We start from the raw sequence: 24,237 nt of genomic DNA, 5'->3' as shown, positions 1-24,237 counted from the left end.
TCCTCTCACCCACACCCTGTGGCCCGCGAAACCGCGGACTCCCCTGCATTCCACCACCCTGGCACAACTCCGGTCCCCGCAGCAGCACGGGTTGGTGCGAGGTGGTTGCGCCAGCTCCCGGCCGCGGTGATCTCCCGCGAGGGATCGGCGGCGTCGGCCGTGCAGAGGAATCCGAGGACTTGTCGGCCGTCGGCAAGGTCTAGCGGACCGATGGCGAGCGGCGGCGTGACGGTGGTGAGGAAGTCCGCGAGCGCCGCGGGAGGTAGCCGCCAGACCTCCACCTCGACTCCCGGACCGTCGGTCGGTTCAAGCGTGCGCGTCACTCCAGGACGCGGGCCTTCCACCACGAACATCCGATAGTCGCGAGCCGTGCGGCTAGTGAACGCCAACCTGGCACCACGGCGTACGAGCTCGTGGTTGAGGGGCTCGCCGGACAAGTGGGCACCGGCGACGGCGAGGAGGATCCCGTCGGGCGTCCGCTCCTCGACAGCCTCACCGAGCCAGGTCGCCGCGAGGTCGATGACGAGGTCGTCGTGCCCGGCGGGCGCCAGCAGCTGTACGCCGAACGGCAGGCCGTCCTCGCGCGCAGGACCCGGGAACGCGATCGCGCAGAGATCGAGCAGGTTCACCATGTTCGTGAACCGGCCCATCCGGTTGTTCACGCCGACCGGATCGGCGGCCACCTCGGCCAGCGTCGGATGCGACTCGGTCACCGGCAGCAGCAACGCATCGATCCGGGTCCACAGCGGCTGAGCCTGCCGGGTCAGCGCCGCCAGCCGGTCGAACCCGGCGAAGGTCTCCGACGCGGTCAGCCCGGCACCTCGCCGTACGATCGACCGCACGGTCGGATCCACCGCCGGGTCGTCGTCGAGCTTGTCGCCGAACGCGAGCCATCGCTCGGCCAGCCACGGCCCGGAGTACAGCAGGTCGGCTGTCTCGAGCAGCACGCCGATGTCGACCGGTACGACGACGCCGACCTCGGCCGCGCGATCCAATGCCTCCAGCCAGGCACGCTCGTGCAACGGGTCCAGCCCCAACGGCCGATCCGGTACGCCGATCAGCGGCGCGCCCTTCGCTGCGACCCGGGGCAACTCCCGCGCGTAAGGATCGGCCGGGTCGTAGACCGCCATCACCTCGAACGCCCGCCGAGCTGTCGCGACGTCGCGCGCGAAGACCGTCACGCAGTCGAGCGACCGGCAGGCCGGGATCACCCCCGACGTCGACACGAGCCCCTTGCTCGGCTTGATCCCGACGATGCCGTTGAACGCCGCCGGGACCCGCCCACTGCCTGCGGTGTCCGTCCCCAGCGCGAAGTCGACCTCTCCCGACGCCACCGCGACAGCACTGCCCGCACTCGAACCACCGGAGATGTGCTCCGCGGAAAAGACCGAATGACAGGCCCCGTACGGCGAACGTGTGCCGACCAGCCCGGTCGCGTACTGATCCAGGTTCGTCTTGCCCACCGGCACCGCACCGGCCTCGACCAGCCGCTCCACCACGAACGCGCTCTCCGCCGCAGGCGTCGTACTCCGAGGATCGCCGGCCGTGGTCGGTACGCCGGCCAGGTCGATGTTGTCCTTGATCGCCATCGTCAACCCATGCAGCGGGCCGGGGCGCGCCTCGGTCGGCGGGACGCGCGTGATCCAGACCGTCATGCGCCCCACCTCGCCCGCTCGGCGTCGAACGCGGCGCGCCGCTTCGCCCGCAACGAGATGATGTCCATCGGTGCCTCCTGTTCGATCCGCCGCACGTCGGCGATCGAGAACGTCGCCGGCCTGGTCTCCAGGTCCGCGCGCCCCGCCTTGATCTCGCCCCGCTCCCGCGCCAGCTCTTCCGCACTGACCGCCCTGAACCGAATCCGGTCAAATTGCCGGAGCAACCAAGGCCGTTCATCGGTCCCTTGATCCCCGGCGTGTCCGCGATCATCGGTCCCTCGTTCACGAACCGGCAGCCGCCAGACCGGCACGGTGCGCCCGACGAGCTGATAGCCGCCGGGTCCTTCCATGCCATACACGCAGAGGTAGATCCCGCCGATGCCGACGGCGTTCTGCGGGGTCCAGGTCCGGGCCGGGTTGTACTTCGTGGTGACGAGCCGGTGCCGTGGATCGAGCGGGACGGCGACCGGTGCGCCTAGATAGACGTCGCCCAGGCCGACCACGAGATAGGTGGCCGCGGCAACGATGTCGAACACCTCGGCCCGGTCGTCCAGATCGTTGACCCGGCGGATGAACTCGACGTTGTCCGGGCACCAGGGCGCGTCCGCCCGGACCGAGGTCTGGTACCGCCGCATCGCCTCGTGGGCCAGCGGATGGTCGAACGCGATCGGCAGGATCACCTCGCGCGCCGGCAGGATCACCGCGGCCGGATCGGCGAGATCGGCCGCCAAGGTGACGAGGTGCTTGGCCAGCTCGTCAAGACCGAGCCGGGCCGAATCGATCGACACCAGCACCGACCGGACTCCTTCGACGATCTCGACGACGCCGTCGGGTCGGTCGCCGCGTAGCGCCTCGGCTAGAAGGTGGATCCAGACGCGGACGGTGAGGTCGAGTTCGGTCGGCCCTGCCTCGACCAGCAGGTGCCGGTCGCCGGATCGCCTGATCGTGTACGCCGGTGCGTTTCGCGACCCCGCAGCTTGGTGGAGAACCGCTGGGCGTTCGGGGCCGGCCGCAGTGGCTTGGGGCGCGGGGGATTCCTGGCGAAGATCGGCGAGCCACGTACGGCGTACGCGGATGGCTTCTGCAGCTTCGTCGGGGGACACCGGCTGGAGATTGACGGCATCACCTGGCCGGAGCTGGCCGAGCATCCACCGGTCGGCCTCGATCACTACAGCCGGTACGACGAAGCCGCCGAGGGACGGGCCGTCCTTGCCGACGATGACCGGGGTGTCGCCGGAGAGCATGATGCCGCCGACCGGATAGGCGGAGTCGTGCAGGTTGGAGGGATGCAGGCCGGCCTCGCCGCCATCCTCCCTCGCCCAGCCGGGGGTGGGGCCGACGAGGCGGACGCCGGTGCGATCGGAGCGATGGTCGACCAGCCACGTTGTCCGGAAGAACTCCTCGACGCCTTCGTCGGTGAGGTGATCGGGCGCGCCGTGCGGGCCGGGGATGACGCGCAATGTCCAATCGTTGGTGAGCTGGGGGAGAGTGATCGGTGCTGGAGTAACGAGATTCTCCTTCCTGGCAAGGGGAATCGTGTCTCTGGGCTTGAGGGCTCGGCCTTCGAGACCGCCGAATCCGCCGAGGGTGAAGGTGGACCGGCTGCCGAGGACTCTCGGAACGTCCAGACCGCCTTCGATCGCGACGTACCCACGCATGCCTGGACCGTCGAGCGGGCCGACGTCGAGGATTGCGCCCTTGGTGAGCATCGCGACGCTGCCCGGTCGCAGGCGTCGGCCGTCGATGGTTGCTTGGGTTGCCGCGCCGCCGACACAGACGAGTCGATCCTCGTCCGAGGTGATGGTCGGCCCGGTGACGACGCATTCGAGGCCGGCTACGGCTTCAGGGTTGCCGACGGCCGCGTTGAGGAGGGCGAAGGTGAGTTCGTCGACGGCACCTGAGGGGGGTACGCCGACGTCCCAGAGGCCTTGGCGGCCGGCGAGGTCCTGGATCGTGGTCTGCATTCCTGGCTGGATGATGGTGAGTTGTGCCATCAGCCCCACCAGCCGAGGAGCTGGACGGGTGTCGGGTTCCAGCCGTTGCAGGGGTTGTTGAGCTGGGGGCAGTTGCTGATCAGGACGAGCAGGTCGCGGGACGCGGTGAGTTCGACGTACTTGCCGGGGGCGGACAGGCCGTCGTCGAACTTCAGGTTGCCGTCCGGGTCGACCGGGACGTTCATGAAGAAGTTGAGGTTGTGGCCGAGTTGGCGTTGGCCGATCCCGGCTTGTGCGCCGTACCGAAGGAAGGTCTGGCGACAGGCGTGTTGGTGGCGCGTCGCTTCGCCGTACCGGATGACGTTGCTCTCCTGCGAACAGGCGCCGCCGATGGTGTCGTGCCGGCCGCAGGTGTCGTCGGAGATGACCGCTAGTTCGTCGAGGCGGGTGGAGAGCAGTCTGGAGCCGGTGGTGAGGAAGACGGCTTGCTGGTCGCGGATGGTGTCGAAGGCGGAGTACCGGTTGGCGATGTCGTGGGCGTCGTAGAGGAGGGTGTCGACGGCCTGGTTGCCGTACAGGTCGACGATGCGGAGCCGGCCGCCTGCTGGGACCTCGACTAGCGCGCCGTCGCCTGCCTCGATGGTGGTGTCGTAGGTCATGCGAGGGTCCTCCTCGACATCTCGAGCGCTCGGGCGGCTTCGTCGCGTTGTGGTTGGTGCTGTTCTGTGGCCGGCAATACTTCGATGCGGATGCCTGCTGGGTCTTGCTGGGACAGCGGGTGCTGAACAGTGGAGAGGACGACGAGGACGTCCTGCTCGGTGCGGAGTTCGACCGTCCCGCCCGGCGCGCTTTGGACATGCGTCATCTTGGTGTCGTCGTCCAGGGCGACTTTGGTGAAGAAGTTGATACTGCCGTGCAGGTCGTCTTCGGTGAGGCCGTGTTTGGCGAGCTCGATCAGCAGACCTGTCCGTGCTGTTGCGCTGAAGCCGTTGAGGCAGTCGTGCCAGTCGCTGGTCGATGCGACGACCGAGGCGAGGGCGAGGCCGCGGTCCGACATCAGCACCATCGGAGGGCAGATGCGGGCCGACATTTGCGCCTTCATCGTGTCGGGAATGTTGAGCCGGTCCAGCCGGTCGGGGCCGAAGAGGAGCATGGTCGCGTTCGCGTCCGGGCCCAGCGCCGTCAGCTTGATCATGCGGTCCGTGCGGACGGGGAAGGACCAGAATCCGCCACCAGGGATCTCGTGCTGGTAGCTCATGCGTTCGCGCCGATGGATTCGTAGTACCGCGTGCGCTGGTAGCGGAAGGCCAGTACGCCGCCGATCGCGGTGATCGCCAACGTGATGAGCGGGAGGTAGTGCAGGTACCAGCCATCGCCGGCCGGGTCGTACACCTCCGCCCGCGGCCAGCCGAGGTTGATCGCCATCGCGAGGCCGTAGACGACCGCGATGCCGTTGATCAGCAGGCCGAATCGGCCCAGGGAGAAGAGTTTCTGGCCGTTCTCGTCGACACCGTCGGGCACCGAGTTCTTCTTGAGGCGCTGGAGGAAGAGCGGCACGGTGACCAGCAGGTAGGCGATGTAGAGCAGCGTGATGCAGACGCTTGCGAGACCGAGGAAGAGGCCGGCGTTGCCGACGTTGACCACCAGGCAGATGGCGGCACCGACGCCGGGTACGACGGTCGCGAGTACCGGCGTACCGGTTCGTGCTGAGACGCGACGGAGTTGGCCGGAGAACGGCAGGACGTTGTCGCGGGCCATCGAGAAGATCATCCGGGCCGCGGCGGTTTGGATCGCCAGGGTGCAGACGCAGACGGCGAAGGCGACGTCCAGCAAGAGTAGTTTGCCGGTCGTCGTGCCCAGGCTGCTGGTGAGGACGTAGGGCAGCCCGCCGAGGGCGAGTTCGCCGTCGGTGACCGATGGTGCGGCCATCAGGGCGGCGACGATGAGGAAGGCGCCACCGATGCCGGAGGCAACGACCGCGCGGATGATCGTGCGCGGCGTGGTGGCGCGCGGCTTGTGCGTCTCCTCGGAGAGTTCGCCGGCACTGTCGAAACCGACGAGGACGTAGGCGGCCATCAAGGCGGAGATCAGCAGCGGTACGACGTACCCGGTCGTGTGATCGAGGTTCGTGGTGTGCAGGACGACGGACGGGCCGCGGTTGGCGTGGCTGAAGAGGAGGATGACGAGCAGGACGATGCCGATGAGCTCGCAGGTGACGCCGACCGAGTTGACGATCGCGGTGACGCGGACGCTCACCGCGTTGAGAGTGGTGGTGACGACGAGCAGGAGACAACCGAGCAGTACTGCGTTGGCCGCGCCGTCGCGGGAGGCGAGTGACGGGTCGGTGCCGATGAGCTGGAAGCCGGTCCAGACGGCCGGAAGGACCACCTGCAAGGCGATTGCGGCCGCGGCGACGGTGATGATCTGCGCGATCACCATCGTCCAGCCCGCGAACCAGCCGACGACCGCGCCGCCGAGTCGCCGCGACCATTGGTAGATGGCGCCCGACAACGGGTAGCGCGCGGAGAGTTCGGCGAAGCACAGGGCGACGGTCAATTGGCCGGCGAGGACGGCGGGCCAGGTCCAGAAGAACGCCGTACCGCCGAACCCGAAGCCCAGCCCGAAGAGCTGGAACACTGTGGTCAGGATCGAGACGAAGGAGAACCCCGCCGCGAACGAGGCGTACCGCCCGACCCGCCGATGCAACTGCTGCTCGTAGCCGAATCCACCGAGTTCGGCCGCGCTGACATTGTCCGGTGTGGTGACGGTGATCGGATCGAGGGTTGCTGACATGTCGGGCCTCCCGCTCGTCGGCCCGGAACGCACACGGCAACCCGGGCCATCAAGGCCTCCCGGGCTTTTGTCCCGCCGTGGAACGGAACCACCGGTTCCGTCTCCCCTCTCGGACCAGCCCTCCCGTCACCGGAAGCGGAACCCTAGGGGCGCCCCACCGTCGTCGGCGGGTCCCCATTAGTCCAACTGCTCGGTGTTTCCCCCCGCGGCTCGTCCTGTAACACCCCGATGAACACAACCTCACAGGTCTGGCCTTAGTGAGTGGGAAGGTGTGATGTCAGCTGATGCCGACCTTGAAGGTCAGCCGCCGGATCAGGTCGAAGCGGGCGCTGAACATGCTCAAGGGAGTGCCGTCGAAGGTGGCCGCGCCGGGGTGTGCGGATTGGCGGCGGGTGATCAGCCAGGACTCGAGGCTTCCCTTGGGAATGTCCGGGTCGAGGCCCGTGATGGCCTCTCGGAGGGTGAGGGCTTCGGAGAGGGCGAGGCGTTTGGCCAGAGCGGGGAGGCCCTCGTGGAGGGCGGCCATGAAGCAGGTGGCCATGCGTTCCGAGGGGCGGTCCCGTTCCGTCGGATCGTCGACGTCCGCGGAGAGCGGCGGCGCCATCGCGAGGAGCAATTGGCAGATGTTGACGAAGCGTTTGACCTGGCGTGGAGTGCCACCGATCAAGGGTGCGAGTGACTCGATGAAGGCGAGCTCGTCTGCGGTGAGCAGTAGTTGCCGGGCATCGAGGTCCAGCCCGGCGCCGTAGCCGGTCAGCATCGTCTTGACGAGTTCTTCCTCGCGCTTGCCGACCGACAGGGTCCCGCCCTCTGCGCCGCCGTCTCCGGTTGTCTCCGCCGCTACCGACGGCAACAGCAGGCCTCGCAGGAGCCGCCGGCGGGCATCGTCGTCGAGCGGCTCTACCCAGAACGGGATCTGGAAGATCTTCTCCACGTAGTCCATCGCATCGGGCAGCGAACCGGAGGCGTCCTGGACGACCTGGAAGGCCGGCAGTGCTGCGCGGAGAGCGGATGTGAGCCACCTCGTATCGACCGCGACGACCACGACGAAGAGCGGGAACGAGAGCAGCAGGTGCACTGCCTCGAGGACCTCGACCACCTTCGCCGGCGGGCAGCGGTCCAGGTCGTCGATGTACAACACGATCCGGTTCGGCGGGCCGCCCGCACCTCTCGGATTTTCGGCATTGAACTCGGCGGTCAGGTCGGCCAGATCCTGCAGGTCCTGGTGCACCTTGCTGACCAGGCTCAGGTGGCTGCGATAGTCGTCGCTGGCTTCGCGTTCTTCCAGGAACTCCACGAGGATGTTGCCGACCGTGAGCCGCTCTCGCTCCCGCTCGAGCTCAGCCTGCTGTTCCCGCGCTTCATTGACCTCCTGGACCTTCGCGGCCAGATCCTCCCGCGTTTTGTCGAGCTGGGCGCCGGCAGCGGTCAGGCTCTCCTTGACTGTGTCGACAACCTTTGCGAGTTGCTCGTCGACCTTGCGCTCGGCTTGTGCGAGCGCTTCTTGCTGGCCGGTGGCGAAGGTCGCTGCAGCCTTGGCCGCCAGGGCTGCCAACGGGATCAGCGGGGCCAGGCTTGTCAGCAAGCCGGCGAGCGGGGGAGCCGAAAGCCAGTCCATCACGAAGGCGACGACCGGTACGACGGCTGCTGCCAGCAGCACAGCGGCGACTCGTTTGCCGGTCCAGAACCTCTGGTGCAGCCAAGGACTCGTCCGGGTCGCCACCGCGGCCCGCCGTACGTCGGCGACCGCGTCGGTCACCTCGGCGCCCAGCTTCTCCTTGCCTACAGCAACCACTGTCTGGACCAGGGCCGCACCGGCACTGGCTTCGAGCTCGCCTGCGATCAGACTGTCTCTCAGTCGGGCGGTGGTCCGCACGACCTCGTCGACCTGTTTCTCCTCCGTGCGGACGGTAGCTGCCGCCGAGGTCTCAGCGGCTCGCAACGCCTCTACCTGGTGCTCGGCCTCGGCGACGTCCTTCTCCTTGGCGTCGAGCTTCGCCAAGGTGTCGGCGCGCCGCCGGTCGGACAGTTTCTGTCGCGCGGCGGGGCTCAGCTCGTCGAAGATCTTGTCCAGCAGGGATGCCCACAGGTTGGTCTCGACGTACTCCCAGGCGTTGAACTGGATGTGCGCGATGGTGGGCCAGATGGTCAGGTCGGCATCGGCGGTCGAACCGGCCAGTACGCCGAGTTGCTCGATCCGGTGCCGGATCTTGGCCATCAGGAAGCTCTTACCGCTGCCCCATTCGCCGAACAGGCCGACCGCCAGCGGGGGCACCAGACCACGGGACGAGATCAGGTAGGCGAAGGCATCGGCTTCGTTGCTGATGTCGACGAAGTCCGCGCTCGGGTCGACCACATCGCTGCTGAATCCCGCCAGACTGGCCGGCCGCCGGGGGAAGCGACGCGCGAGCCGCTCGCCCAACTCACGGCCCGCCACCTCCTGATCCGGACGCAGGTTCCGCAGAAAGGCGTCGTAGTCGGCGATCAGGGCGTTCAGCGAGACTCCCGATCGATCGAGGGCAGGTCGCAATGCCGCCTGGAAGTTCGGCGACTCAGTCAGCAGAGCGCCGACGAGGTGAGCGAGGTTGGGTCGGGGACCGAGGGTGGTGATGCGCTGCTGCGCCGCCGAGATGATGACGTCGACGTCGGCGTCTGAGCCGCGGGACAGGACCGTCGTACCGACCGTGGCCGCGGCACGGCGCAGGCTCTCCGCCGTGATCTGCGGAAAGTTGTCGGGGAGGACATCGCGCGCCTTCAGGCCGAAGTGGGAGATCAGCCGGTACATCTCGCCGTCCGGGTCCGGATGAGCCAGCAGGGCGCCCAAGAAGAGATCGGGCTCGGTGACGGGTCCGGAGCCGCGGAGCGCTGCGGAGGCCTCCGCCCATTGCAAGGCCTCGAAGAACGACGGCGACGGCCCAGCCGTGGGCGAGCTCGGTGCTTGTGACATTTCCTCCACCCCCTGCGCAGGAGGATACGGCTCCGTCGGTGCTGGGAGCAGAGGAAGCGGCGTGATGGGTTGCGCGGGAGGTGGTGTCGGGTTTACGGTCCCGGTTAACGTTTAAATGCGCGTTCATGAGCGGTTCGAACAGAATTAGATCAGTAACGGTCAGCGATCGAGGTGAGGTCAGCGATGTTTCGGTCTTCGGAGAGTCAGGTCAGCCGGCGGCGGTTCCTGCAGTTGAGTGTCGCGGCGGGGGCGGTCGCGACCCTGGCCGCCTGTGGCGACGGCGGCGCGGCCGATGGTGGTGCCAAGGCATCGGGGGATCTCAAGCTTCCGACGTACAAGGCGTTCGAAGGGCTCACGCCGGATCTGCCGGGGGCCGAGACCGGTCTCGAGCCGGGGTTCCTGCAGTTCCCTGAGAATGCGATCGCCAGCGTGAAGGCGCCGCCGCTGAAGAGCTCGGTGACCGCGCTCACCGAGACGTTCGCGACCCCGCCGCCGCCGATGGGCAGCAACCAGATGTGGCAGGCGCTCAACCAGGCGCTCGGTGGTGAGTTGAAGCTGACCATCGGCACCGACCCGGGCTACCCGGAGAAGTTCGCGACGCTGCTGGCCAGCGACTCGCTCCCCGACCTGATGTGGCTGCCGCCGAACCAGGGCATCCCGAACATCGGCCCGATGCTCGAAGCCAAGTTCCAGGACCTCACCAAGTACCTCTCCGGCGACGCGGTGCTGGAGTACCCGAACCTTGCGGCGCTCAAGCCCGCCTCCTGGCGGACCGCGGTGGTGAACGGCAAGATCTGGGGCGCTCCGATCCCATCCACGCCGTTCGGCCAGGTGATGATGGGCAACCCGAAGACCTGGGCCAAGGTCGGCGGCCTGCAGTGCAGGACGGCCGACGAGTTCTTCGCCAAGTGCAAGGAACTCACGCACGGGACGAACTACGCGCTCGAGCCGGCGATCATCAACATGCTGCACATGTTCGGCGAGTGGTTCGGCGCCCCGACCACCTGGAAGGTCAACCAGGACCGCTCGCTGACCCACCTCTACGAGACCGAGAACTACAAGGCGGCCGTCGAGTACGCCGCCAAGCTCTGGGCCGCCAAGGTCTTCTACCCCGACCTCAACCTGGCCGACGCGACCCCGAAGACGGTGAACGGCCAGATCGCCGCCCAGGTCACCGTCGGTCCGCGGGCGACCGCCGACTTCCGGGTCCTCGACCCGACCCTGTTCGTCGAGACGATGATCCCGTTCGGCCATGACGGCAAGGCCAAGCCGGTCTACGACATGGGCTACGGAACCGTCGGCTTCACCCCGTTCAAGAAGACCGACGAGGGCCGCATCCGCGAACTCCTTGCCTTGATCAACTATCTCTCCGCACCCTTCGGCACCAAGGAATACCTGCAGAAGAACTTCGGTACTGCGGGGCAGCAGTACACCCTGGACGCCAAGAAGAACCCGGTGCTCACCCAGGCCGGCAACCAGCAGGCTCCGGGCCTCGTCAGCGCGCTGCAGATCATGACATCGCCGGAGAGCGTGATCTTCAACCCGGCCTTCCCCGAGGACACCAAGAAGATCCACGCGACCGAGCAGGAGCTGCTCAAGTACGCGATGCGCAACCCGACCGCCGGCACCTACTCCGACACCAGCAGCAAGGTCGGCCCCAAGCTGACCGCGGCGTTCCGCGACACGATCGTCGACATCGTCACCGGACGGCAGAAGATCGGCGCGTACGACGAGGCGCTCAAGCGCTGGAAGAGCGGCGGCGGTGACAAGATGCGCGGCGAGTTCGAGGCCGTGCTGCCGGCGAGCGTCCCGGTCTCTTGAGTGCGCGCGTGAAGCTGCCACTCGGCGTCAGGTGGCGCCGGGACTGGCAGATGGTGCTGATGATGGTGCCGGGCGTGCTGTTCCTGGTGGTGTTCTTCTACCTCCCGGTGCTCGGCAATGTCGTCGCGTTCCAGGACTTCCAGCCGTACCTCGGGATCATGCACAGCGAGTGGAACGGCCTGCAGAACTTCTTCAACCTCTACGACAATCCGGACTTCTGGGATGCGCTGCGCAACACGCTGGTGCTGGCGGGCGTTCAATTGTTGCTGTTCTTCCCGGTGCCGCTCGCGTTTGCTCTGATTGTGGACTCGCTGATCAGCAACCGGATCCGGCGTGCTTTCCAGACGATTGCCTACCTCCCGCATTTCCTCTCGTGGGTCCTGGTCATCGCTCTGTTCCAGCAATCGCTGGGCGGGGCAGGGTTCATCAACAACCTGCTCCGTCAGGCCGGGTTCGACCCGATTCCTTTCATGACCAACCCCGACACCTTCCCCTTGCTGGTCGTCGGTCAGTTGATCTGGAAGGACGCCGGCTGGGCGATGATCATCTTCCTCGCGGCGCTGTCGGCGGTCGACGTTTCTTTGTATGAGGCGGCCGCCGCGGATGGCGCGGGCCGGTGGCGCCGGCTGTGGCACATCACGCTGCCGTCGATGCGGACCGTCATCGTGCTGCTGCTCATTCTGCGGATCGGTGACATCCTCAGCGTCGGCTTCGAGCAGTTCATCCTGCAGCGCGACTCGGTCGGCCCTGGCGCGGCCGAGGTCCTCGACACTTTCACGTACTACGCGGGCGTGGTCGGTGGTGACTGGAGCAGTGGAGCCGCGGCCGGTCTGGCGAAGGGTGTCGTCGGCGCCTTGCTGCTCTGGGGCGCGAACTCGATCGCCCACCGCCTCGGCGAACCGGGCATCTTCCAGAAGCGGAGCGCACAATGACGACTTTTCAGGCCGCCGCTGGTGTGTCGGAGCGCCGTCGCGTCAGGCGGGCATCGAAGGCGACGGCGAGACCGATCTGGAAGGAGCGTCCCGCTCCGGCGTACCAGACGATCAAGGCGCTCGTGCTCGGTGGGTTCGCGATCGCGATCATCGTGCCGATCCTGGTCGTGGTGTCGACGTCGCTGGCCAGCGACAAGGACATCATCGAGGCCGGCGGGTACGTGCTCTGGCCGAAGCATCCGACGCTGAAGGCGTACGACACGTTGTTCTCCGGCGGTCTGATGGGCCGGGCGATCATGGTCAGCGTCTTCGTGACCTTGGTCGGTACTGCGCTGGCGCTGATCACCACCATCTCGCTCGCCTACGCAACCTCTCGGCCCGTGCTCTTTGGTCGGCCGGTGTTGCTGCTCGTGCTGTTCACGCTGTTGTTTGCCCCAGGCATCATTCCGATGTTCCTGATCGTCAAGCAGCTGGGGCTGATCGACAGTCTGTGGTCGCTGATCCTGCCCGGCGCTCTTGGGGCCTTCAACTTCGTCGTGATGCGGACCTTCTTCATGAATGTCCCTACCGAGCTGCTGGAGAGCGCCCGGATCGACGGCGCTAGTGACTTCACCATCCTGCGGCGGATCGTGATGCCGCTGTCGAAGGCTGTTATCGCGGTCGTCGGCCTGTTCTATGCCGTCGGGTTCTGGAACGCCTTCTTCAACGCGTTGCTGTATCTGAACGACACCTCGAAGTGGCCGGTCCAGGTGATCCTCCGGACGTACGTGCTGCAAGGAAAGTCGCTCTCGGCCGACCAGCTCGGCGTGACTCCGCCGCCGCAGCCGCAATCGCTGCAGATGGCGGTGGTCGTGGTGGCGCTGGTACCGATCGCCATGGTCTATCCGTTCCTCCAGCGCCACTTCACCAAGGGGGTCATCACCGGAGCGGTCAAGGGCTGAGAGAATCGGAACCATGTCCGACAAGCCGACTCTCCGCACGGTGGCCGCCGCGGCCGGGGTGTCGATCGCGACCGTCTCGTACGTGCTGTCCGGCCACCCGCGCAGCCAGGCGATCTCCGAGACGACCGCGCGCCGGGTGCGGGACACCGCGAACCAGCTCGGCTACCGGCGCAATGACGCGGCGCGGGCGATCCGCACCGGCAAGTCCGACCTCGTCCTGCTGTCACTCAGCGTTCTCGCCGACCCGTGGGCGCAGGCTGTCGCCGCTGAGGTGAGCGCGGCGGTGACGCCACTGGGCAAGACCGCCTTGATCGTGGCCGACGGTGACTGGCGGACGGTGCTGTCGAACCGTACGCCGGACGTGATCTTCATCGATCACGTGGCCGACGATCCCGAGCTCGTCGCCGACCTGGAGAGGTTCGCGGAGCGCGGCGTACAGATCGTCGCCTTCAGTGAAGTCCTCGAACCACGCGGCTTCGACGTGATCCGGTCCGGTGCCGAGCCGCGCTGCCATCTGGCCGTCGAGCACCTGCTGGAACGGCATACCAGGGTCGGCGCGCTCACCTCGAGGACCGAGGGCTTCCCGCGCTTCGATGCGTACCTCAACACGATGACGGCGGCCGGGCTGCCGATCGGTCCGGTGGCGACCTTCGAGCCGCATCCCGAAGGCGCCTATCGCGCGGCTCGGGCCTTGCTGACCCAGCCGGACCGGCCGAGCGCGCTCTACTGCACGACCGACTTCGCGGCGATCGCGGCGATCCGGGTCGCCCATCGGTTGCACCTCGACGTACCGGGGGATCTCGCGGTGATCGGCGTCGGCAATACCCCGGAGGGCGAGCACTATGACCCGTCGCTGTCGACGGTCGGCCCGGTCGGCTTCAACGAGGCCCTCGGCGGGATCATCGTCGACCGGCTCAGCACGCGCGAGGGCGCACCCGGCGAGGTCTTCGACTTCCCGTGGCAGCTGATCGTCCGCGAGTCCAGCTCGCCCGCCAGTTGATCGACGGCCTGCTCGTTACCAGCCGCGGGCCCGCCACTCCTCCAGCGACGGTGCTTCCGCGCCGACCGTCGTGGAGTTCCCGTGCCCCGGATGGATGCCGGTGGCAACGTCGTACGCCGTCAGTAGGTGCTCGACCGACTCCATGATCGTGTCGAAGTCCGACAACGGCCACCCGGTCAGCCCCGGCCCACCAGGAAACAAGGTGTCCCCGGTCAGCAGATGCCCCGGTAGTGCGAGTGTCACCCCATCAGGCGAGTGCCCTGGTGTATGAAGCACCCGTACGACGAGCCCACCAACCCTCAACTCCTGCCCGTCAGCGAGCTCCTCGTCAATCCGCCCGTCCCACAGCTTGAGCTTCGGATCCACCGTCAGGACGCCGCTCGGCAAAAGCTCCTCGGTAGCAGTCCCCGCATCCCAATACCCATGCTCTCCCGCATACTCCAGCTCCCGCGCCCATACCTCCACCGCCGCCCGATGAGCCAACACCGGCGCCCTCACCAATTCCACCAGCCTGGGCAGCGCGAGGAGATGATCCCAATGAGCATGCGTCAACAAAATCCCCCGAACCCGCAACCCCTCCACCTCACCCGCCAACCGCTCCGCATCGTCCCCCGGATCCACCACCAACACATCCCGCCCACCCGCCGCCTGGATGATCCAGGTATTGGTCTCCAACGCACCAACCACGCACCGCCGCAGTACGACCTCGCTCACCCCGACCTCACCACCCTTGGCGCTCAACCACCGCCAGCCCACCCGCCGGCACCCGCGTCTGCCCGCCGTCACGCCGCTCGCCGGCCGACTGACACGCGTCCGCCGGCCGCCACCCCCGCCCAACCTCCCCCGCTCACGCGTCCGCCGTAGGTCCGCCGACCTGGGGGAGCCGCCCCGTGGCGGCGCTCATCTTTTCGCCGCGCGTCGCAGGAGGTCCTCGTAGATTCCTGGTCGGTCGCTGTCGACCACCGGATAGCCGGCCGCCCAAGGACCTTCCCAGTGGACGGTGATGCCGGGGTTGTGCGCAGAGGAGCCGTCGGGGAGGAAGAGGTGTGGACTGCCCTGCACCTCGTCGGTTTGACTGGTCGCGAAGTCGTCCATCAGCGCCCGCCGATAGGTCCCATCGTCGAGATCCTCGGCCAGCCGGGCGAGATCCAGGTCGACTCCACCGGCGATCTCTAGAATCACCGCGCGATGGCTGATCGACTTGCTGTCCAGCCAGAACCCGATCCGCAGCGCTCGGTCAAGCAACTCACTCGCCCGCAGATTCTGCGCCTTGGCAGCGAGCACCGCCTCAGCCGCCAGCAGAACCGTATGTGGATAAAGATCGTCCGCCTCAGCCCACACCCGAAAGCCCACCTCCGGCGCGATCTGCCCGAGCCCGACCGCCTCGGTATCGGTCCCACGCCGCGGATGAGGCCCGTTGAACAACTCAAGCGGAAACACATGATGATCGAAGCGCACCGCCTCCTCGAGCCCGAGCTTCGCCCGCGTCTCCCACAACCGATGCACCGCAACATGAGCGAACGGACACAGAAGATCCGACCAGATCTCAATGGTCCCGTCGACGGGCGTCCCCACCCGTCCATCCTCCGCGAGTTTCATCCGTGCTCCTGGTGTTCTGTGCCGGCAGGGTTCGTCCGGAAGCGCCGTGGCGTGACCAGTACGGCGGTACGCCGCTCGCTCGCCATCACCCGGTCGTACTCCGCCAAATCGTCGTGCTCCCCACCCGCCGCGAGGTAAATGTCCCGCAGCAACTTCGTCAGCCCCGGTTCGTCCAGCCCATCGAGCCTGTCGTCGGGCCCGGCAAGAGTGACCTCACCCTCCACCGACACCCACTCCCACCCAGCCCGAAAGACCAACGTGGCAAGCGGACGCCGTCTGAGATACCGCGTCTTCGCAGTGTTGCCACGAGCAACAAACGCGACCACATCCTCGCCGCTGACCGGGTGCTTGACGATCCCGCTGTTCACCACGCTGGTCGCCGGCTCACCCGAGTCCCGCAACGTCACCAGCACCGCCAGCCAACTGTCCGCGGCCCCGTACTCCCGGACCAGCCCAAGCCCCTCGTCCAACTCCATGCACCCTCCCGGCTTCACTCGGACCGCAGTCCGGTTCGCTCTGCAGCTTACGGACCGCAGTCCGTTTCCGCAAGGCCGGTCCCGCCGCAGCTGCTCGCCGCGGCGGGAGAGTGGAGGAGCTGAGGTTCAGCCGATCGCTTTGAGAAGCGCCTCGTTGAAGGCGGGGAGGTCGTCCGGCTTGCGGCTGGTGATGAGGTTGCCGTCGGTGACGAGTTCCTGGTCGACCCAGGTGGCGCCTGCGTTGCGCAGGTCGGTCTGCAGGCTCGGCCACGACGTCACCGTCTTGCCCCGGACGACGTCAGCCTCCACCAAGGTCCACGGCGCATGGCAGATAGCGGCGACCGGCTTCCCCGACTCGACAAAGCCCTTCACGAAGCTCACGGCGCTCTCATCCATACGCAATGCGTCGGGGTTCGCGACACCGCCGGGCAGAACGAGCGCCGCGAAGTCGTCGACCGATGCCTCGCCGACGGCCTGGTCCACGGGTCGCTTCTCGGCGGCGGTCAGATGATCGAAGGTCTGTACCTCGCCGGTCTTCGGGCTGAGCAGTACCGGCTGGTGGCCGGCCTTCTCCACCGCTTCCCAAGGGTCGGTCAGTTCCACTCGCTCGATGCCCTCGGCGGCGACCAGAAACGCGATCTTCATATCCGTTCACCCTCTCGGTTCCGTACTGTCCCGAGCCAGGTACCCGGATCTCAGGATTTGAAGAGCGCGCTGTAGGCATTCAGGGCGAGTTGGCCGCCGAGGTGGGCGTAGAGGACGTTCGACGTACGAGGGATGTCGCCGGAGCTGACCAGGTCGATCAGGCCGGCCATCGACTTTCCTTCGTAGACGGGGTCGAGGATGACGCCTTCGAGGCTGCCGGTGAGGCGGATCGCGTCGAGCGTGGATTGCACCGGGATCCCGTAGTACTGGCCGGCCCAGCCTTCGAGGACGGTGATCTCGTCGTCGCGGAGTTCGCGGCCGAGGCCGATCAGCGACGCCGTACTGCGGGCGATCTTCTCCACCTGCGCGCGGGTCTCGGCGAGCTTGGCGGATGCATCGATCCCGATCACCCGGCGCGGCCGGTCCTGGCCGGCGAATCCGGCGATCATCCCCGCATGCGTCGAACCGGTCACCGAGCAGACCACGATCGTGTCGAAGAAGACGCCGAGCTCGGCCTCCTGCTGCCGTACCTCCTCGGCCCAGTTGGCGAAACCGAGTCCGCCGAGCCGATGGTCCGAGGCGCCGGCCGGGATCGCGTACGGGACGCCGCCGGCCGACCGGATCTCCTCGAGCGCGTTCTCCCAGCTCTCCTTGAAGCCGATCCCGAACTCGGCGTCGACCAGCTCGACCTGGGCGCCCATGATGCGCGACAGCAGGATGTTGCCGACGCGATCGTTGACCGCGTCCGGCCAATCCACCCAGCTCTCCTGAACCAGCCGTGCCTTGAGACCGGCATGCGCGGCGACTGCGGCGACCTGTCGGGTGTGGTTGGACTGGACGCCGCCGATCGTCACGAGGTGGGTGGCACCTTGCGCGAGCGCTTCGGGGAGGAGGTATTCGAGCTTGCGGGTCTTGTTGCCACCGAAGGCGAGCCCGGAGTTGCAGTCCTCGCGCTTCGCCCAGATCGCGGCGCCCTGGAGGTGGTCGGAGAGTCGCTTCAGCGGATGGATCGGGCTCGGGCCGAAGGTCAGCGGGTACCGCGGGAAGTCGTTCAGGCTCATTGGTCGCGCTCCGATTCCATCGCCAGCAAGGGTTCCAGCGTCTGCCAGTTCTCGCGCGCGGCGAGTCCGGCGGCCTCGGCGTCGCCGGCGGCGGCCAAGGTGATGATCCGTTCGTGCATCGCGACCGACGAGCGCCCCGACAGCGAGGAGAACTGCACGCGCTCGATCCGGCGCAGCATCGGGGTGACCTGTTCGAGGACCGCGCGCAGCATCGGGTTCGCGCTGGCGACGACCGCGACCTCGTGGAAGTCGTCGTCGGCCTGGAGCGCCGCGTCGACGTCGTTGTCCCTGAGTGCCTGGGCGAAGCGTTCGTTCGCCTTGCGCATCGCGGCGAGCTCGTGATCCGACATCAGCGGAACAGCTTCCCGTACGGCGAGTTCGTGCATCGCCGCCGCGACCAGCTGGGCCGACCGGGTCTCGCGGTGATCGAGCGGGCTGACGATGGTGAATCTGCCCGGCTTGGTTTGGACGAGCCCGGACTGTTCGAGGCGCGCGAGGGCCTCTCGGATCGGCGTACGGCTGATGCCTAGCCAGGCGACCAGTTCCGGGTCGCTCAGGCGCTCGCCCGGCGCCAGGGTCCCGTCGACGATCGCGTCCCGGATCGCTCGGTAGGCATCGTCGCGGAGCAAGGACCGGGCGACGAGGCCTTGGGTTCGGGGGATCGGCATGCAATATATTGCACGCGACGCGCTGCCTGGTTGTCAACCTGCGCCTGGGTGGACCCGTCGGTTTGAACAGGACGGAGAACGTCTGGAACCCGCTCTACGCTGATGTCATGGATGCTCAGTACGGCCCGCATCGCTTCTCGGGCGGCGGCGACGAGATCACGAAGTACCAGGGCGCGACCTTCGACGTCGCCGACCTCCGCGGCGCGCGCTTCCGCGACTGCGATCTGACCGGCGCCAAGATCATCGACTCCACGCTGGTGAACGTGGACATCTCCGGCTACCTCGAAAACTTCGTCATCAACGGTGTCGACGTCACGGCGTACGTCGAAGAGGAACTGAACCGGCGCCACCCGGAACGCCTGCAACTACGCTCCCTCGGCTCGATCGAAGACTTCCGAGCCCTGTGGACCACCATCGAAAACCTCTGGTCCGACACCACAGCCCGCGCCGAGCGACTGCCTGTGGATAACTCGGTCGAGGCGAGCGCGAACTCGATAGACTTTGCAAGGAAGGACAGGGGGCAGCACGAGCGGGTCGACGGCGAGTGGTCTTTCGCCGAGACGCTGCGGCATCTCATCTTCATCACCGATGCCTGGGCGAGCCGGACGATCCTCGACCAGGAGCGCCCGTACCACCCGCTCGGCATCCCCCAGAGCTGGTACAAACCGTCCGACGCAGCAGCCCTCGGCATCGACAGCGACGCGACCCCGTCGTACGACGAAGTGCTGGCGGTGAGAGCCGACCGGATGGCGGTGATCCGCCGGATCCTCGACGATCTCACCGACGCAGATCTCGGCCGCCTCTGCCAACGCACCCCAGCACCCGGCTACCCCGAAGAGCCTCACCCCGTAGCCGAATGCCTGTGGGTCGTGATGGAGGAAGAAATTGAACACCACCGCTACGCGACCCGCGACCTGGCGGTGCTCGAGGCGCGGACGGGCCGCCGGTAGTTGCCGGCGGCCCGTACTTTCAGCGGTTTGTCAGCTGATGTCAGCGATGGTCAGCTGATGTCGTCGTCCTCGCCGTCGAGCGAGTCGAGGCGGTCCTTGGCCATGTCGCCGCCCTGATCGATCTTGTCGCCGTACTTGCCGCCGGTCTTCTCGTCCAGCATGTCGCCGGCCTTGTCGACGCCCTCGCCGATCTTGTCGCCCTGGCTGTCGACCGCGTCGGCCGCCTTGTCCTTGAAGCTGTCGAAAGCACCCATCTCGCTGAACTTCCTTCCCGTTGGTCTTACGCCCCGTCGTACCGTCTGGGCGGAGCCGAGACGTCGTACGCGACCCAGGTGCCCACCGCTCCAGTTGCCAAACGCAAGCGATTCCGTACGCCGGGTGGTCAGCTCGCGAAGCGTGCGAAAACCGCCATCTTTCGGCCGGTCTCGTCGGTTCGGGTGCCGATGCGCTCGAAGCCGCATTTCTCGGCGACCCTCAGCGAGGCCGCGTTTCCCTCATCGGCTTCCAGGAGGAGCTGGGTGAGGCCGAGTTCGCCCAGCGCCCAGGCGCTGACCACCTCGACCGCTCGGGGCGCGATGCCCTGGCCGCGGTGTGCGGGGAAGACGCTGTACGCGATCGCCGCCACATCGTCGTCGCGGAACTGCAGGTTCACGATCCCGACCGGCTCATCGGTCTCCGCGGCGGCGATCATCATCGGGGCTGCGGTTCCGGTCTCCCAGGCCTCGGCGACGCGGGCCAGGCTCGTTTGCCGGGTTTCGTCGTTCATCGGCGGGTCGGTCAGCCAGCGGAGGCTCTCCGGATCGTGACTCGCCGCCATGATCGCGCCCAGATCGGACTCCCGCCGCAGCCGTACCGCCACGACCCCGTCGGTCAACGGCCCGCTGGGCGGCTCGATCGGCTTCGATCGCCCCATGCCAGTGCTCCCCTCCACGCGGATGAATCGCTCCATCGCAACACGTGGAGGGGGCAGCGGGTCGATCAGGGTTTGTAGACGGCGGCGCTGTTGTAGAGCTTGTTGGTGAAGGACGAGATGTAGGTGTGGCTGTCCGACGCGCCGAGGTCGTACGTAAGGAACACGCCGTACCCCTCGTTCTTCGTTCGGGTCGCGAGGCTGGCAGCGGTCGTCGTACTCGTCGCGTTGATCTGGATCGCGGCGGGGGAGAGCTTCGACTTGTCGCTCGGGCCGCGCGGCACGGACCACGTTCCGTAGTACGGGTTCCAGGCGTAGTTGAAGGTGTTGGCGATGCTCTGGCCGTTGTAGGTCAGCCGCTCCGCCGACGGGCCGATGTCGTACAGGGTGATTAGCTTGTTCGGCAGCTTCCGGCGTAGCGCAGAGACCAGGTAGAAGAACGAGCTGGCGTTCGGCTGACCGGTGCCGTTGTTCCCGTACTCGGCGTACTCGTCGTCGAAATCGATCCCGTCCAGTCCGTACTTCGTGACAGCGTTCGCGAGCTCCTGTGCGAACGCCTCGGCGGCCGCCTTGTTCGGGAAGTTCGCGAAGCCGGCGCCCTGGTGGTTGCCGAGGATCGACAGCAGCACCTTGATGCCTTTGGCCTGCAGCGGGCGGATCTCAGTTGCCGCGTTGTCGAGCACGCGCTGGACGTTCTCGTTGAAGGACAGGTACGCCTTCGTGCCGTCGTAGTTGATGTTGGCCGCGAAGATCACCCCGATGTCGAACACCTGGGCGCCGCCGTTGGCGAGCGTGTACTTACCGACGTTCACCATGCTGTTGTTGTTGACCTCGACGTAGGCGACCGAGATCGGGCCGGTCTTCGCGGCCCCGGCGCAGGCCGGTTGCACAGCGGCGGCGGTACCGGCCGCGGTCACGCCGGTCGCGGCTGCGGCGGTGCCGGCTGCGAGCAGTGACAGCAGGGTCCTGCGCCGCATGAGTTCTTGACTCATTCTCAACTCCTCTTCGGGCGGACGGGAGTGCTATACCGGTTAACCACCCTCAGCCCGCCACAAGGGCTGCCTTTGGACCGGAGAGGTAAACCGGTATAGCTCACAGATCATCGAACGCCGCGAACCCGGTGTCAAGACGTGACTACACCCTGCTCATCATGCTAGTGAGCCTCGGGCTGGTAGGAGCCGGCCGGCGTCCGGAGCATCACGTTCATCCGGTTGTAGGAGTTGATCAACGCGATCAGTCCGACCAGTGCGGCGAGCTGGTCGGCGTCGTAGTGCTTCCGAGCGGCCTCCCAGACCTCGTCCGAGACGCCGCCGGCCGCGTCCGCGATCCGCGTGCCCTCCTCGGCCAGCTCGAGCGCCGCCCGCTCCGCCTCGGTGAAGACCGTTGCTTCCCGCCATGCCGCGACGAGGTTCAGCCGCTGCGGGGTCTCGCCGGCTGCCATCGCATCCTTGCTGTGCATATCGGTGCAGAAACCGCAGCCGTTGATCTGGCTCGCGCGCAGCTTCACCAGTTCCTGGGTCGCAACTGGCAGCGTCGAGTCGGCGATCACCTTGTTGGCGGAGTTGACGTACTTCACGATGTGTCCCGCGACTGCCTGATCGATGTCGTTGATACGCGCGTTCATGGGAGGTGGCTCCTTAACTCTGCTGATGGATACACCCCGTTGACACCCGCGAATCCGCAAACGTAACAAGCCGCCAACGTGACCTGCGTCTCCACGTTTGGCGTCCGAGTAACTTCGCCCGCGCGCGACACACATAGTCCGCGGCTGCGAGGGCACTGGGTGGGCCTAGTGAAGGGAGTTCCCCATGGGAGCCGGAGACAAGATCAAGAACGCGGCCGACAAGCTCAAGGGCGAGGCCAAGGAGAAGTACGGCGACGCCACGGACAACGAAGACCTGCAGGCCGAGGGCCGCATCGAGGAGAGCAAGGCGGACCTGAAGCAGGCCACCGAGAAGGCCAAGGACGCCTTCGACAAGTGACTCTGCTTGGCTGAGTGGCGGATTTGCTACTCAGCGTATTCGAACATAGTATCGATTACGTGAGCAGATTCCCCGGTGCCCGGCCAGCTGACGGACCGTCGCGTCCGTCACGGCCGGTCCCCGGGCGCCCAGGCCGGAACAGTCTGCTGTGTCATGACGTCGCCGATGATCCTGCTGGCGGGGTCGCGTTGTATGAGGCTTTGGCGTTGCAGGACACGACTGGTTTGTCGGCGGATGAGTGGGCGGATCGGCTTGAGGCGCTGGAGCGGATGAACTCGCGCGTAGCGGCATGGAAGTCCGAAGCGATCGCCGGGTTCGATGACGCCTTGCACGGTGTGTCTGCCGATCTCGGTCACCGTCACCCGCAGCCCGGCGACCGCCCCGCGGCCCCGGGCGAGCGCCGCTGGCACGCCGGTGACCTGCGTTCGGTCGCCGACGAGATCGCGCTGATCCTCAACCTCCGCAAACCGCACGCCACCACCCGGATCCACACCTCGTGCGAACTCGTCCACAACTTCCCCGCCACCCTCCACGCGCTGCGGGAAGGGTGGCTGACCGAACGCGCCGCCTTCACCATCGTTGACCAGCTATCGGTCCTGGACGACCTCGATGATCTCCGCGCCGCCGAGACCGCCGTCCTGGCCTAGGCCCGCACCCACCCGTTGACCGACCTCAAGCAGGAATGCCGACGCGAAACCGCCCGCCGCTGCCCGGCCGCCAGCAGCAGGCGCCACCAACGCGCCCACGACGAACGTTCGGTCCGGATGGTCCCCGACGGCGACGGCCGGGCAGTGTTGATCCTCGACCAAGACGCCATCGACGCCGCCGCGGTCTCCACCAGCCTGTCCCGTGCAGCCGCCCGAGCCCGCCGCAACGGCGACCCCCGCACCACCGGCCAACTCCGCGCCGACATCGCCTTGAATCGCCTCCTCCCACGCACGCAGCGTCAAACCCCAGGTCCCGTCGCCGGCACCGCCACCCGCGCGGGCGAACCGGCCCCGGCTGAACCGGGCGCCAGCACCACCCACGAACCACGCCACCGCAACCAACGAACCGGCACCGCGTCCAACAGCCACCCCCACGACCTCAAGCCACCCACCGCCACCGAACCACCCCACAACCTCAAGCCACCCATGGCGACCGAACCACCCCACGACCCCAGCACCGAACCGCCCCACGACCTCAAGCCACCCATGGCGACCGAACCACCGCACGACCCCAGCACCGAACCGCCCCACGACCGCAGCACCGAACCGCCCGACGACTGCCGCTACGACCCGTTCGACGACCGTGGCCACCAGCCGCCTCACGAGCGTGACCACGAGTCGCCCGCCGACAGGGGACACGAGCCGCCCGACCTCGGGCACGAGCCGTCCCGCGAGCCTGGTCAGGATCCGTTCGATGACGGTGGCGACGAGGCGCTCGACAATCGTGGCTATGAGCCGTTCGGCGGCGCCGGCGGCGATCCGTTCGGTGATCGCGACTACGAGCCGGCTGAGGACGACTCGGCGGCCGAGCACCCCGAGGACGACCGCGCCGACGACCTTGGTCAGGCCGCAGCCCGGCCGGATCCCGAGGTACCGGACGAGGCATCGATCGGTGCCGAAGCGATGGTGGTGATCCATGCGACCGCTGCCGAGGTGAACGCGTTGATCAACGGCGAACCAGCAGCCGGTGGAGAAGCCGACCACCACGGCCCCATCCCGCAAAACTCCCTGCGCAAGCACCTCATCAAAGCCCTCACCCGAGCCCTCCTACCGAACCTCCCCACCACCCCCAACAGCCCCCACCCCGGCGCCACCACCCGCCGCCCCCGCACCAGCCCCGGCACCACGGCAACCGCGCCACATGACACCCGCCCCACCAACACCACCACGCCGCACGACCCGCACCCCAGCAACACCCGCGCCGGTACCACCGCGA

General features: G+C 67.2%; 23 protein-coding genes, 1 pseudogene and 1 riboswitch. Of the genes and pseudogenes, 8 read left to right on the top strand and 16 right to left on the bottom strand.

The window, feature by feature from the left end:
• Positions 1-5: 5 nt before the first annotated feature.
• The 6 genes from atzF to ABZ004_RS16585 all read right to left on the bottom strand — a co-directional run bounded on the left by atzF (position 6) and on the right by ABZ004_RS16585 (position 9,329).
• A complete protein-coding gene (atzF, locus tag ABZ004_RS16610; RefSeq protein ID WP_355680725.1) occupies positions 6-1,655 on the bottom strand; it encodes an allophanate hydrolase in 1,650 nt (549 codons plus the stop codon).
• Complete coding sequence (locus ABZ004_RS16605) at positions 1,652-3,649, bottom strand: 5-oxoprolinase/urea amidolyase family protein (RefSeq protein WP_355680724.1); 1,998 nt, start codon at positions 3,647-3,649, stop codon at positions 1,652-1,654. The genes atzF and ABZ004_RS16605 overlap by 4 nt, the downstream gene beginning before the upstream one ends.
• On the bottom strand, positions 3,649-4,248 hold the full coding sequence (locus tag ABZ004_RS16600; RefSeq protein ID WP_355680723.1) for an urea amidolyase associated protein UAAP2: 600 nt from the start codon (positions 4,246-4,248) through the stop codon (positions 3,649-3,651). Before ABZ004_RS16600 ends, ABZ004_RS16605 begins: the two co-directional genes overlap by 1 nt.
• Positions 4,245-4,847, bottom strand: coding sequence for a DUF1989 domain-containing protein (locus ABZ004_RS16595; protein WP_355680722.1), 603 nt, complete (start codon positions 4,845-4,847; stop codon positions 4,245-4,247). Before ABZ004_RS16595 ends, ABZ004_RS16600 begins: the two co-directional genes overlap by 4 nt.
• On the bottom strand, positions 4,844-6,382 hold the full coding sequence (locus ABZ004_RS16590) for an amino acid permease (protein ID WP_355680721.1): 1,539 nt from the start codon (positions 6,380-6,382) through the stop codon (positions 4,844-4,846). The genes ABZ004_RS16595 and ABZ004_RS16590 overlap by 4 nt, the downstream gene beginning before the upstream one ends.
• Positions 6,383-6,436: 54 nt before the next feature.
• A riboswitch (guanidine-I (ykkC/yxkD leader) is annotated at positions 6,437-6,540 on the bottom strand.
• 119 nt (positions 6,541-6,659) lie between these two features.
• Positions 6,660-9,329 (bottom strand): P-loop NTPase fold protein, encoded by a 2,670-nt coding sequence (locus tag ABZ004_RS16585; RefSeq protein WP_355680720.1) that lies wholly within the window; start codon positions 9,327-9,329, stop codon positions 6,660-6,662.
• 183 nt (positions 9,330-9,512) lie between these two features.
• On the opposite strand from ABZ004_RS16585, the gene ABZ004_RS16580 reads away from it, so the two are divergent.
• The 4 genes from ABZ004_RS16580 to ABZ004_RS16565 are packed head-to-tail and all read left to right on the top strand — an operon-like array spanning position 9,513 to position 14,023.
• Positions 9,513-11,150: a sugar ABC transporter substrate-binding protein gene (locus ABZ004_RS16580; RefSeq protein WP_355680719.1), complete on the top strand. Its 1,638-nt coding sequence runs from the start codon at positions 9,513-9,515 to the stop codon at positions 11,148-11,150.
• A gap of 8 nt (positions 11,151-11,158) precedes the next feature.
• On the top strand, positions 11,159-12,082 hold the full coding sequence (locus tag ABZ004_RS16575; RefSeq protein ID WP_355680718.1) for an ABC transporter permease subunit: 924 nt from the start codon (positions 11,159-11,161) through the stop codon (positions 12,080-12,082).
• Positions 12,079-13,023, top strand: a complete 945-nt coding sequence (locus ABZ004_RS16570; RefSeq protein WP_355680717.1) for a carbohydrate ABC transporter permease — start codon at positions 12,079-12,081, stop codon at positions 13,021-13,023. The genes ABZ004_RS16575 and ABZ004_RS16570 overlap by 4 nt, the downstream gene beginning before the upstream one ends.
• A 13-nt stretch (positions 13,024-13,036) precedes the next feature.
• Positions 13,037-14,023 (top strand): LacI family DNA-binding transcriptional regulator, encoded by a 987-nt coding sequence (locus ABZ004_RS16565; RefSeq protein WP_355680716.1) that lies wholly within the window; start codon positions 13,037-13,039, stop codon positions 14,021-14,023.
• 15 nt (positions 14,024-14,038) lie between these two features.
• Here ABZ004_RS16565 and ABZ004_RS16560 read toward each other — a convergent pair whose 3' ends face one another.
• The 6 genes from ABZ004_RS16560 to ABZ004_RS16535 form a co-directional block, all read right to left on the bottom strand.
• Positions 14,039-14,779: an MBL fold metallo-hydrolase gene (locus ABZ004_RS16560; RefSeq protein WP_355680715.1), complete on the bottom strand. Its 741-nt coding sequence runs from the start codon at positions 14,777-14,779 to the stop codon at positions 14,039-14,041.
• A 144-nt stretch (positions 14,780-14,923) separates the two neighbouring features.
• On the bottom strand, positions 14,924-15,622 hold the full coding sequence (locus ABZ004_RS16555; protein ID WP_355680714.1) for a DsbA family protein: 699 nt from the start codon (positions 15,620-15,622) through the stop codon (positions 14,924-14,926).
• Positions 15,619-16,098 carry a pyridoxamine 5'-phosphate oxidase family protein gene (locus ABZ004_RS16550; RefSeq protein WP_355680713.1) on the bottom strand — a complete coding sequence of 160 codons (480 nt, stop codon included), beginning with the start codon at positions 16,096-16,098 and terminating at the stop codon, positions 15,619-15,621. Before ABZ004_RS16550 ends, ABZ004_RS16555 begins: the two co-directional genes overlap by 4 nt.
• Positions 16,099-16,224: 126 nt before the next feature.
• Positions 16,225-16,743 (bottom strand): type 1 glutamine amidotransferase domain-containing protein, encoded by a 519-nt coding sequence (locus tag ABZ004_RS16545; RefSeq protein WP_355680712.1) that lies wholly within the window; start codon positions 16,741-16,743, stop codon positions 16,225-16,227.
• Between the two features lie 50 nt (positions 16,744-16,793).
• Positions 16,794-17,804: a 1-aminocyclopropane-1-carboxylate deaminase gene (locus ABZ004_RS16540; RefSeq protein ID WP_355680711.1), complete on the bottom strand. Its 1,011-nt coding sequence runs from the start codon at positions 17,802-17,804 to the stop codon at positions 16,794-16,796.
• The gene (locus ABZ004_RS16535; RefSeq protein ID WP_355680710.1) at positions 17,801-18,472 is read right to left on the bottom strand and encodes a GntR family transcriptional regulator; all 672 of its coding nucleotides are present in this window, start codon (positions 18,470-18,472) and stop codon (positions 17,801-17,803) included. Before ABZ004_RS16535 ends, ABZ004_RS16540 begins: the two co-directional genes overlap by 4 nt.
• Positions 18,473-18,579: 107 nt before the next feature.
• Here ABZ004_RS16535 and ABZ004_RS16530 point away from each other — a divergent pair, with 107 nt between their 5' ends.
• Positions 18,580-19,422 carry a DinB family protein gene (locus ABZ004_RS16530; protein WP_355680709.1) on the top strand — a complete coding sequence of 281 codons (843 nt, stop codon included), beginning with the start codon at positions 18,580-18,582 and terminating at the stop codon, positions 19,420-19,422.
• Between the two features lie 50 nt (positions 19,423-19,472).
• On the opposite strand, the gene ABZ004_RS16525 is transcribed toward ABZ004_RS16530, so the two are convergent.
• The 4 genes from ABZ004_RS16525 to ABZ004_RS16510 all read right to left on the bottom strand — a co-directional run bounded on the left by ABZ004_RS16525 (position 19,473) and on the right by ABZ004_RS16510 (position 21,956).
• Positions 19,473-19,676: an antitoxin gene (locus ABZ004_RS16525; protein ID WP_355680708.1), complete on the bottom strand. Its 204-nt coding sequence runs from the start codon at positions 19,674-19,676 to the stop codon at positions 19,473-19,475.
• A gap of 128 nt (positions 19,677-19,804) precedes the next feature.
• A complete protein-coding gene (locus ABZ004_RS16520; RefSeq protein ID WP_355680707.1) occupies positions 19,805-20,335 on the bottom strand; it encodes a GNAT family N-acetyltransferase in 531 nt (176 codons plus the stop codon).
• Positions 20,336-20,400: 65 nt separating this feature from the next.
• On the bottom strand, positions 20,401-21,324 hold the full coding sequence (locus ABZ004_RS16515) for an endo-beta-N-acetylglucosaminidase H (RefSeq protein ID WP_355680706.1): 924 nt from the start codon (positions 21,322-21,324) through the stop codon (positions 20,401-20,403).
• Positions 21,325-21,485: 161 nt separating this feature from the next.
• Entirely contained in the window at positions 21,486-21,956 is a 471-nt protein-coding gene (locus ABZ004_RS16510) for a carboxymuconolactone decarboxylase family protein (protein ID WP_355680705.1), read from the bottom strand.
• A 184-nt stretch (positions 21,957-22,140) separates the two neighbouring features.
• On the opposite strand from ABZ004_RS16510, the gene ABZ004_RS16505 reads away from it, so the two are divergent.
• From ABZ004_RS16505 to ABZ004_RS16495, 3 genes and pseudogenes are all read left to right on the top strand, one after another.
• Positions 22,141-22,314 (top strand): CsbD family protein, encoded by a 174-nt coding sequence (locus ABZ004_RS16505; RefSeq protein WP_355680704.1) that lies wholly within the window; start codon positions 22,141-22,143, stop codon positions 22,312-22,314.
• A gap of 269 nt (positions 22,315-22,583) precedes the next feature.
• Entirely contained in the window at positions 22,584-22,961 is a 378-nt protein-coding gene (locus ABZ004_RS16500; RefSeq protein ID WP_355680703.1) for a DUF222 domain-containing protein, read from the top strand.
• 15 nt (positions 22,962-22,976) lie between these two features.
• Positions 22,977-24,237: pseudogene (locus ABZ004_RS16495) on the top strand (hypothetical protein); the annotation flags it as partial.

The organism is Kribbella sp. NPDC006257 (assembly GCF_040613535.1).
Classification (GTDB): Bacteria; Actinomycetota; Actinomycetes; order Propionibacteriales; family Kribbellaceae; genus Kribbella.
Note: the sequence above shows the minus strand (reverse complement) of the source record. Positions and strands in the feature narration are given on the sequence as shown.

Coding starts and splice junctions, on each gene's coding strand:
- atzF (WP_355680725.1), bottom strand. CDS start 1,655: ATGACGGTCTGGATCACGCGCGTCCCGCCGACCGAGGCGCGCCCCGGC.
- ABZ004_RS16605 (WP_355680724.1), bottom strand. CDS start 3,649: ATGGCACAACTCACCATCATCCAGCCAGGAATGCAGACCACGATCCAG.
- ABZ004_RS16600 (WP_355680723.1), bottom strand. CDS start 4,248: ATGACCTACGACACCACCATCGAGGCAGGCGACGGCGCGCTAGTCGAG.
- ABZ004_RS16595 (WP_355680722.1), bottom strand. CDS start 4,847: ATGAGCTACCAGCACGAGATCCCTGGTGGCGGATTCTGGTCCTTCCCC.
- ABZ004_RS16590 (WP_355680721.1), bottom strand. CDS start 6,382: ATGTCAGCAACCCTCGATCCGATCACCGTCACCACACCGGACAATGTC.
- ABZ004_RS16585 (WP_355680720.1), bottom strand. CDS start 9,329: ATGTCACAAGCACCGAGCTCGCCCACGGCTGGGCCGTCGCCGTCGTTC.
- ABZ004_RS16580 (WP_355680719.1), top strand. CDS start 9,513: ATGTTTCGGTCTTCGGAGAGTCAGGTCAGCCGGCGGCGGTTCCTGCAG.
- ABZ004_RS16570 (WP_355680717.1), top strand. CDS start 12,079: ATGACGACTTTTCAGGCCGCCGCTGGTGTGTCGGAGCGCCGTCGCGTC.
- ABZ004_RS16565 (WP_355680716.1), top strand. CDS start 13,037: ATGTCCGACAAGCCGACTCTCCGCACGGTGGCCGCCGCGGCCGGGGTG.
- ABZ004_RS16555 (WP_355680714.1), bottom strand. CDS start 15,622: ATGAAACTCGCGGAGGATGGACGGGTGGGGACGCCCGTCGACGGGACC.
- ABZ004_RS16550 (WP_355680713.1), bottom strand. CDS start 16,098: ATGGAGTTGGACGAGGGGCTTGGGCTGGTCCGGGAGTACGGGGCCGCG.
- ABZ004_RS16545 (WP_355680712.1), bottom strand. CDS start 16,743: ATGAAGATCGCGTTTCTGGTCGCCGCCGAGGGCATCGAGCGAGTGGAA.
- ABZ004_RS16540 (WP_355680711.1), bottom strand. CDS start 17,804: ATGAGCCTGAACGACTTCCCGCGGTACCCGCTGACCTTCGGCCCGAGC.
- ABZ004_RS16535 (WP_355680710.1), bottom strand. CDS start 18,472: ATGCCGATCCCCCGAACCCAAGGCCTCGTCGCCCGGTCCTTGCTCCGC.
- ABZ004_RS16530 (WP_355680709.1), top strand. CDS start 18,580: ATGGATGCTCAGTACGGCCCGCATCGCTTCTCGGGCGGCGGCGACGAG.
- ABZ004_RS16525 (WP_355680708.1), bottom strand. CDS start 19,676: ATGGGTGCTTTCGACAGCTTCAAGGACAAGGCGGCCGACGCGGTCGAC.
- ABZ004_RS16520 (WP_355680707.1), bottom strand. CDS start 20,335: ATGGGGCGATCGAAGCCGATCGAGCCGCCCAGCGGGCCGTTGACCGAC.
- ABZ004_RS16515 (WP_355680706.1), bottom strand. CDS start 21,324: ATGAGTCAAGAACTCATGCGGCGCAGGACCCTGCTGTCACTGCTCGCA.
- ABZ004_RS16510 (WP_355680705.1), bottom strand. CDS start 21,956: ATGAACGCGCGTATCAACGACATCGATCAGGCAGTCGCGGGACACATC.
- ABZ004_RS16505 (WP_355680704.1), top strand. CDS start 22,141: ATGGGAGCCGGAGACAAGATCAAGAACGCGGCCGACAAGCTCAAGGGC.
- ABZ004_RS16500 (WP_355680703.1), top strand. CDS start 22,584: ATGAACTCGCGCGTAGCGGCATGGAAGTCCGAAGCGATCGCCGGGTTC.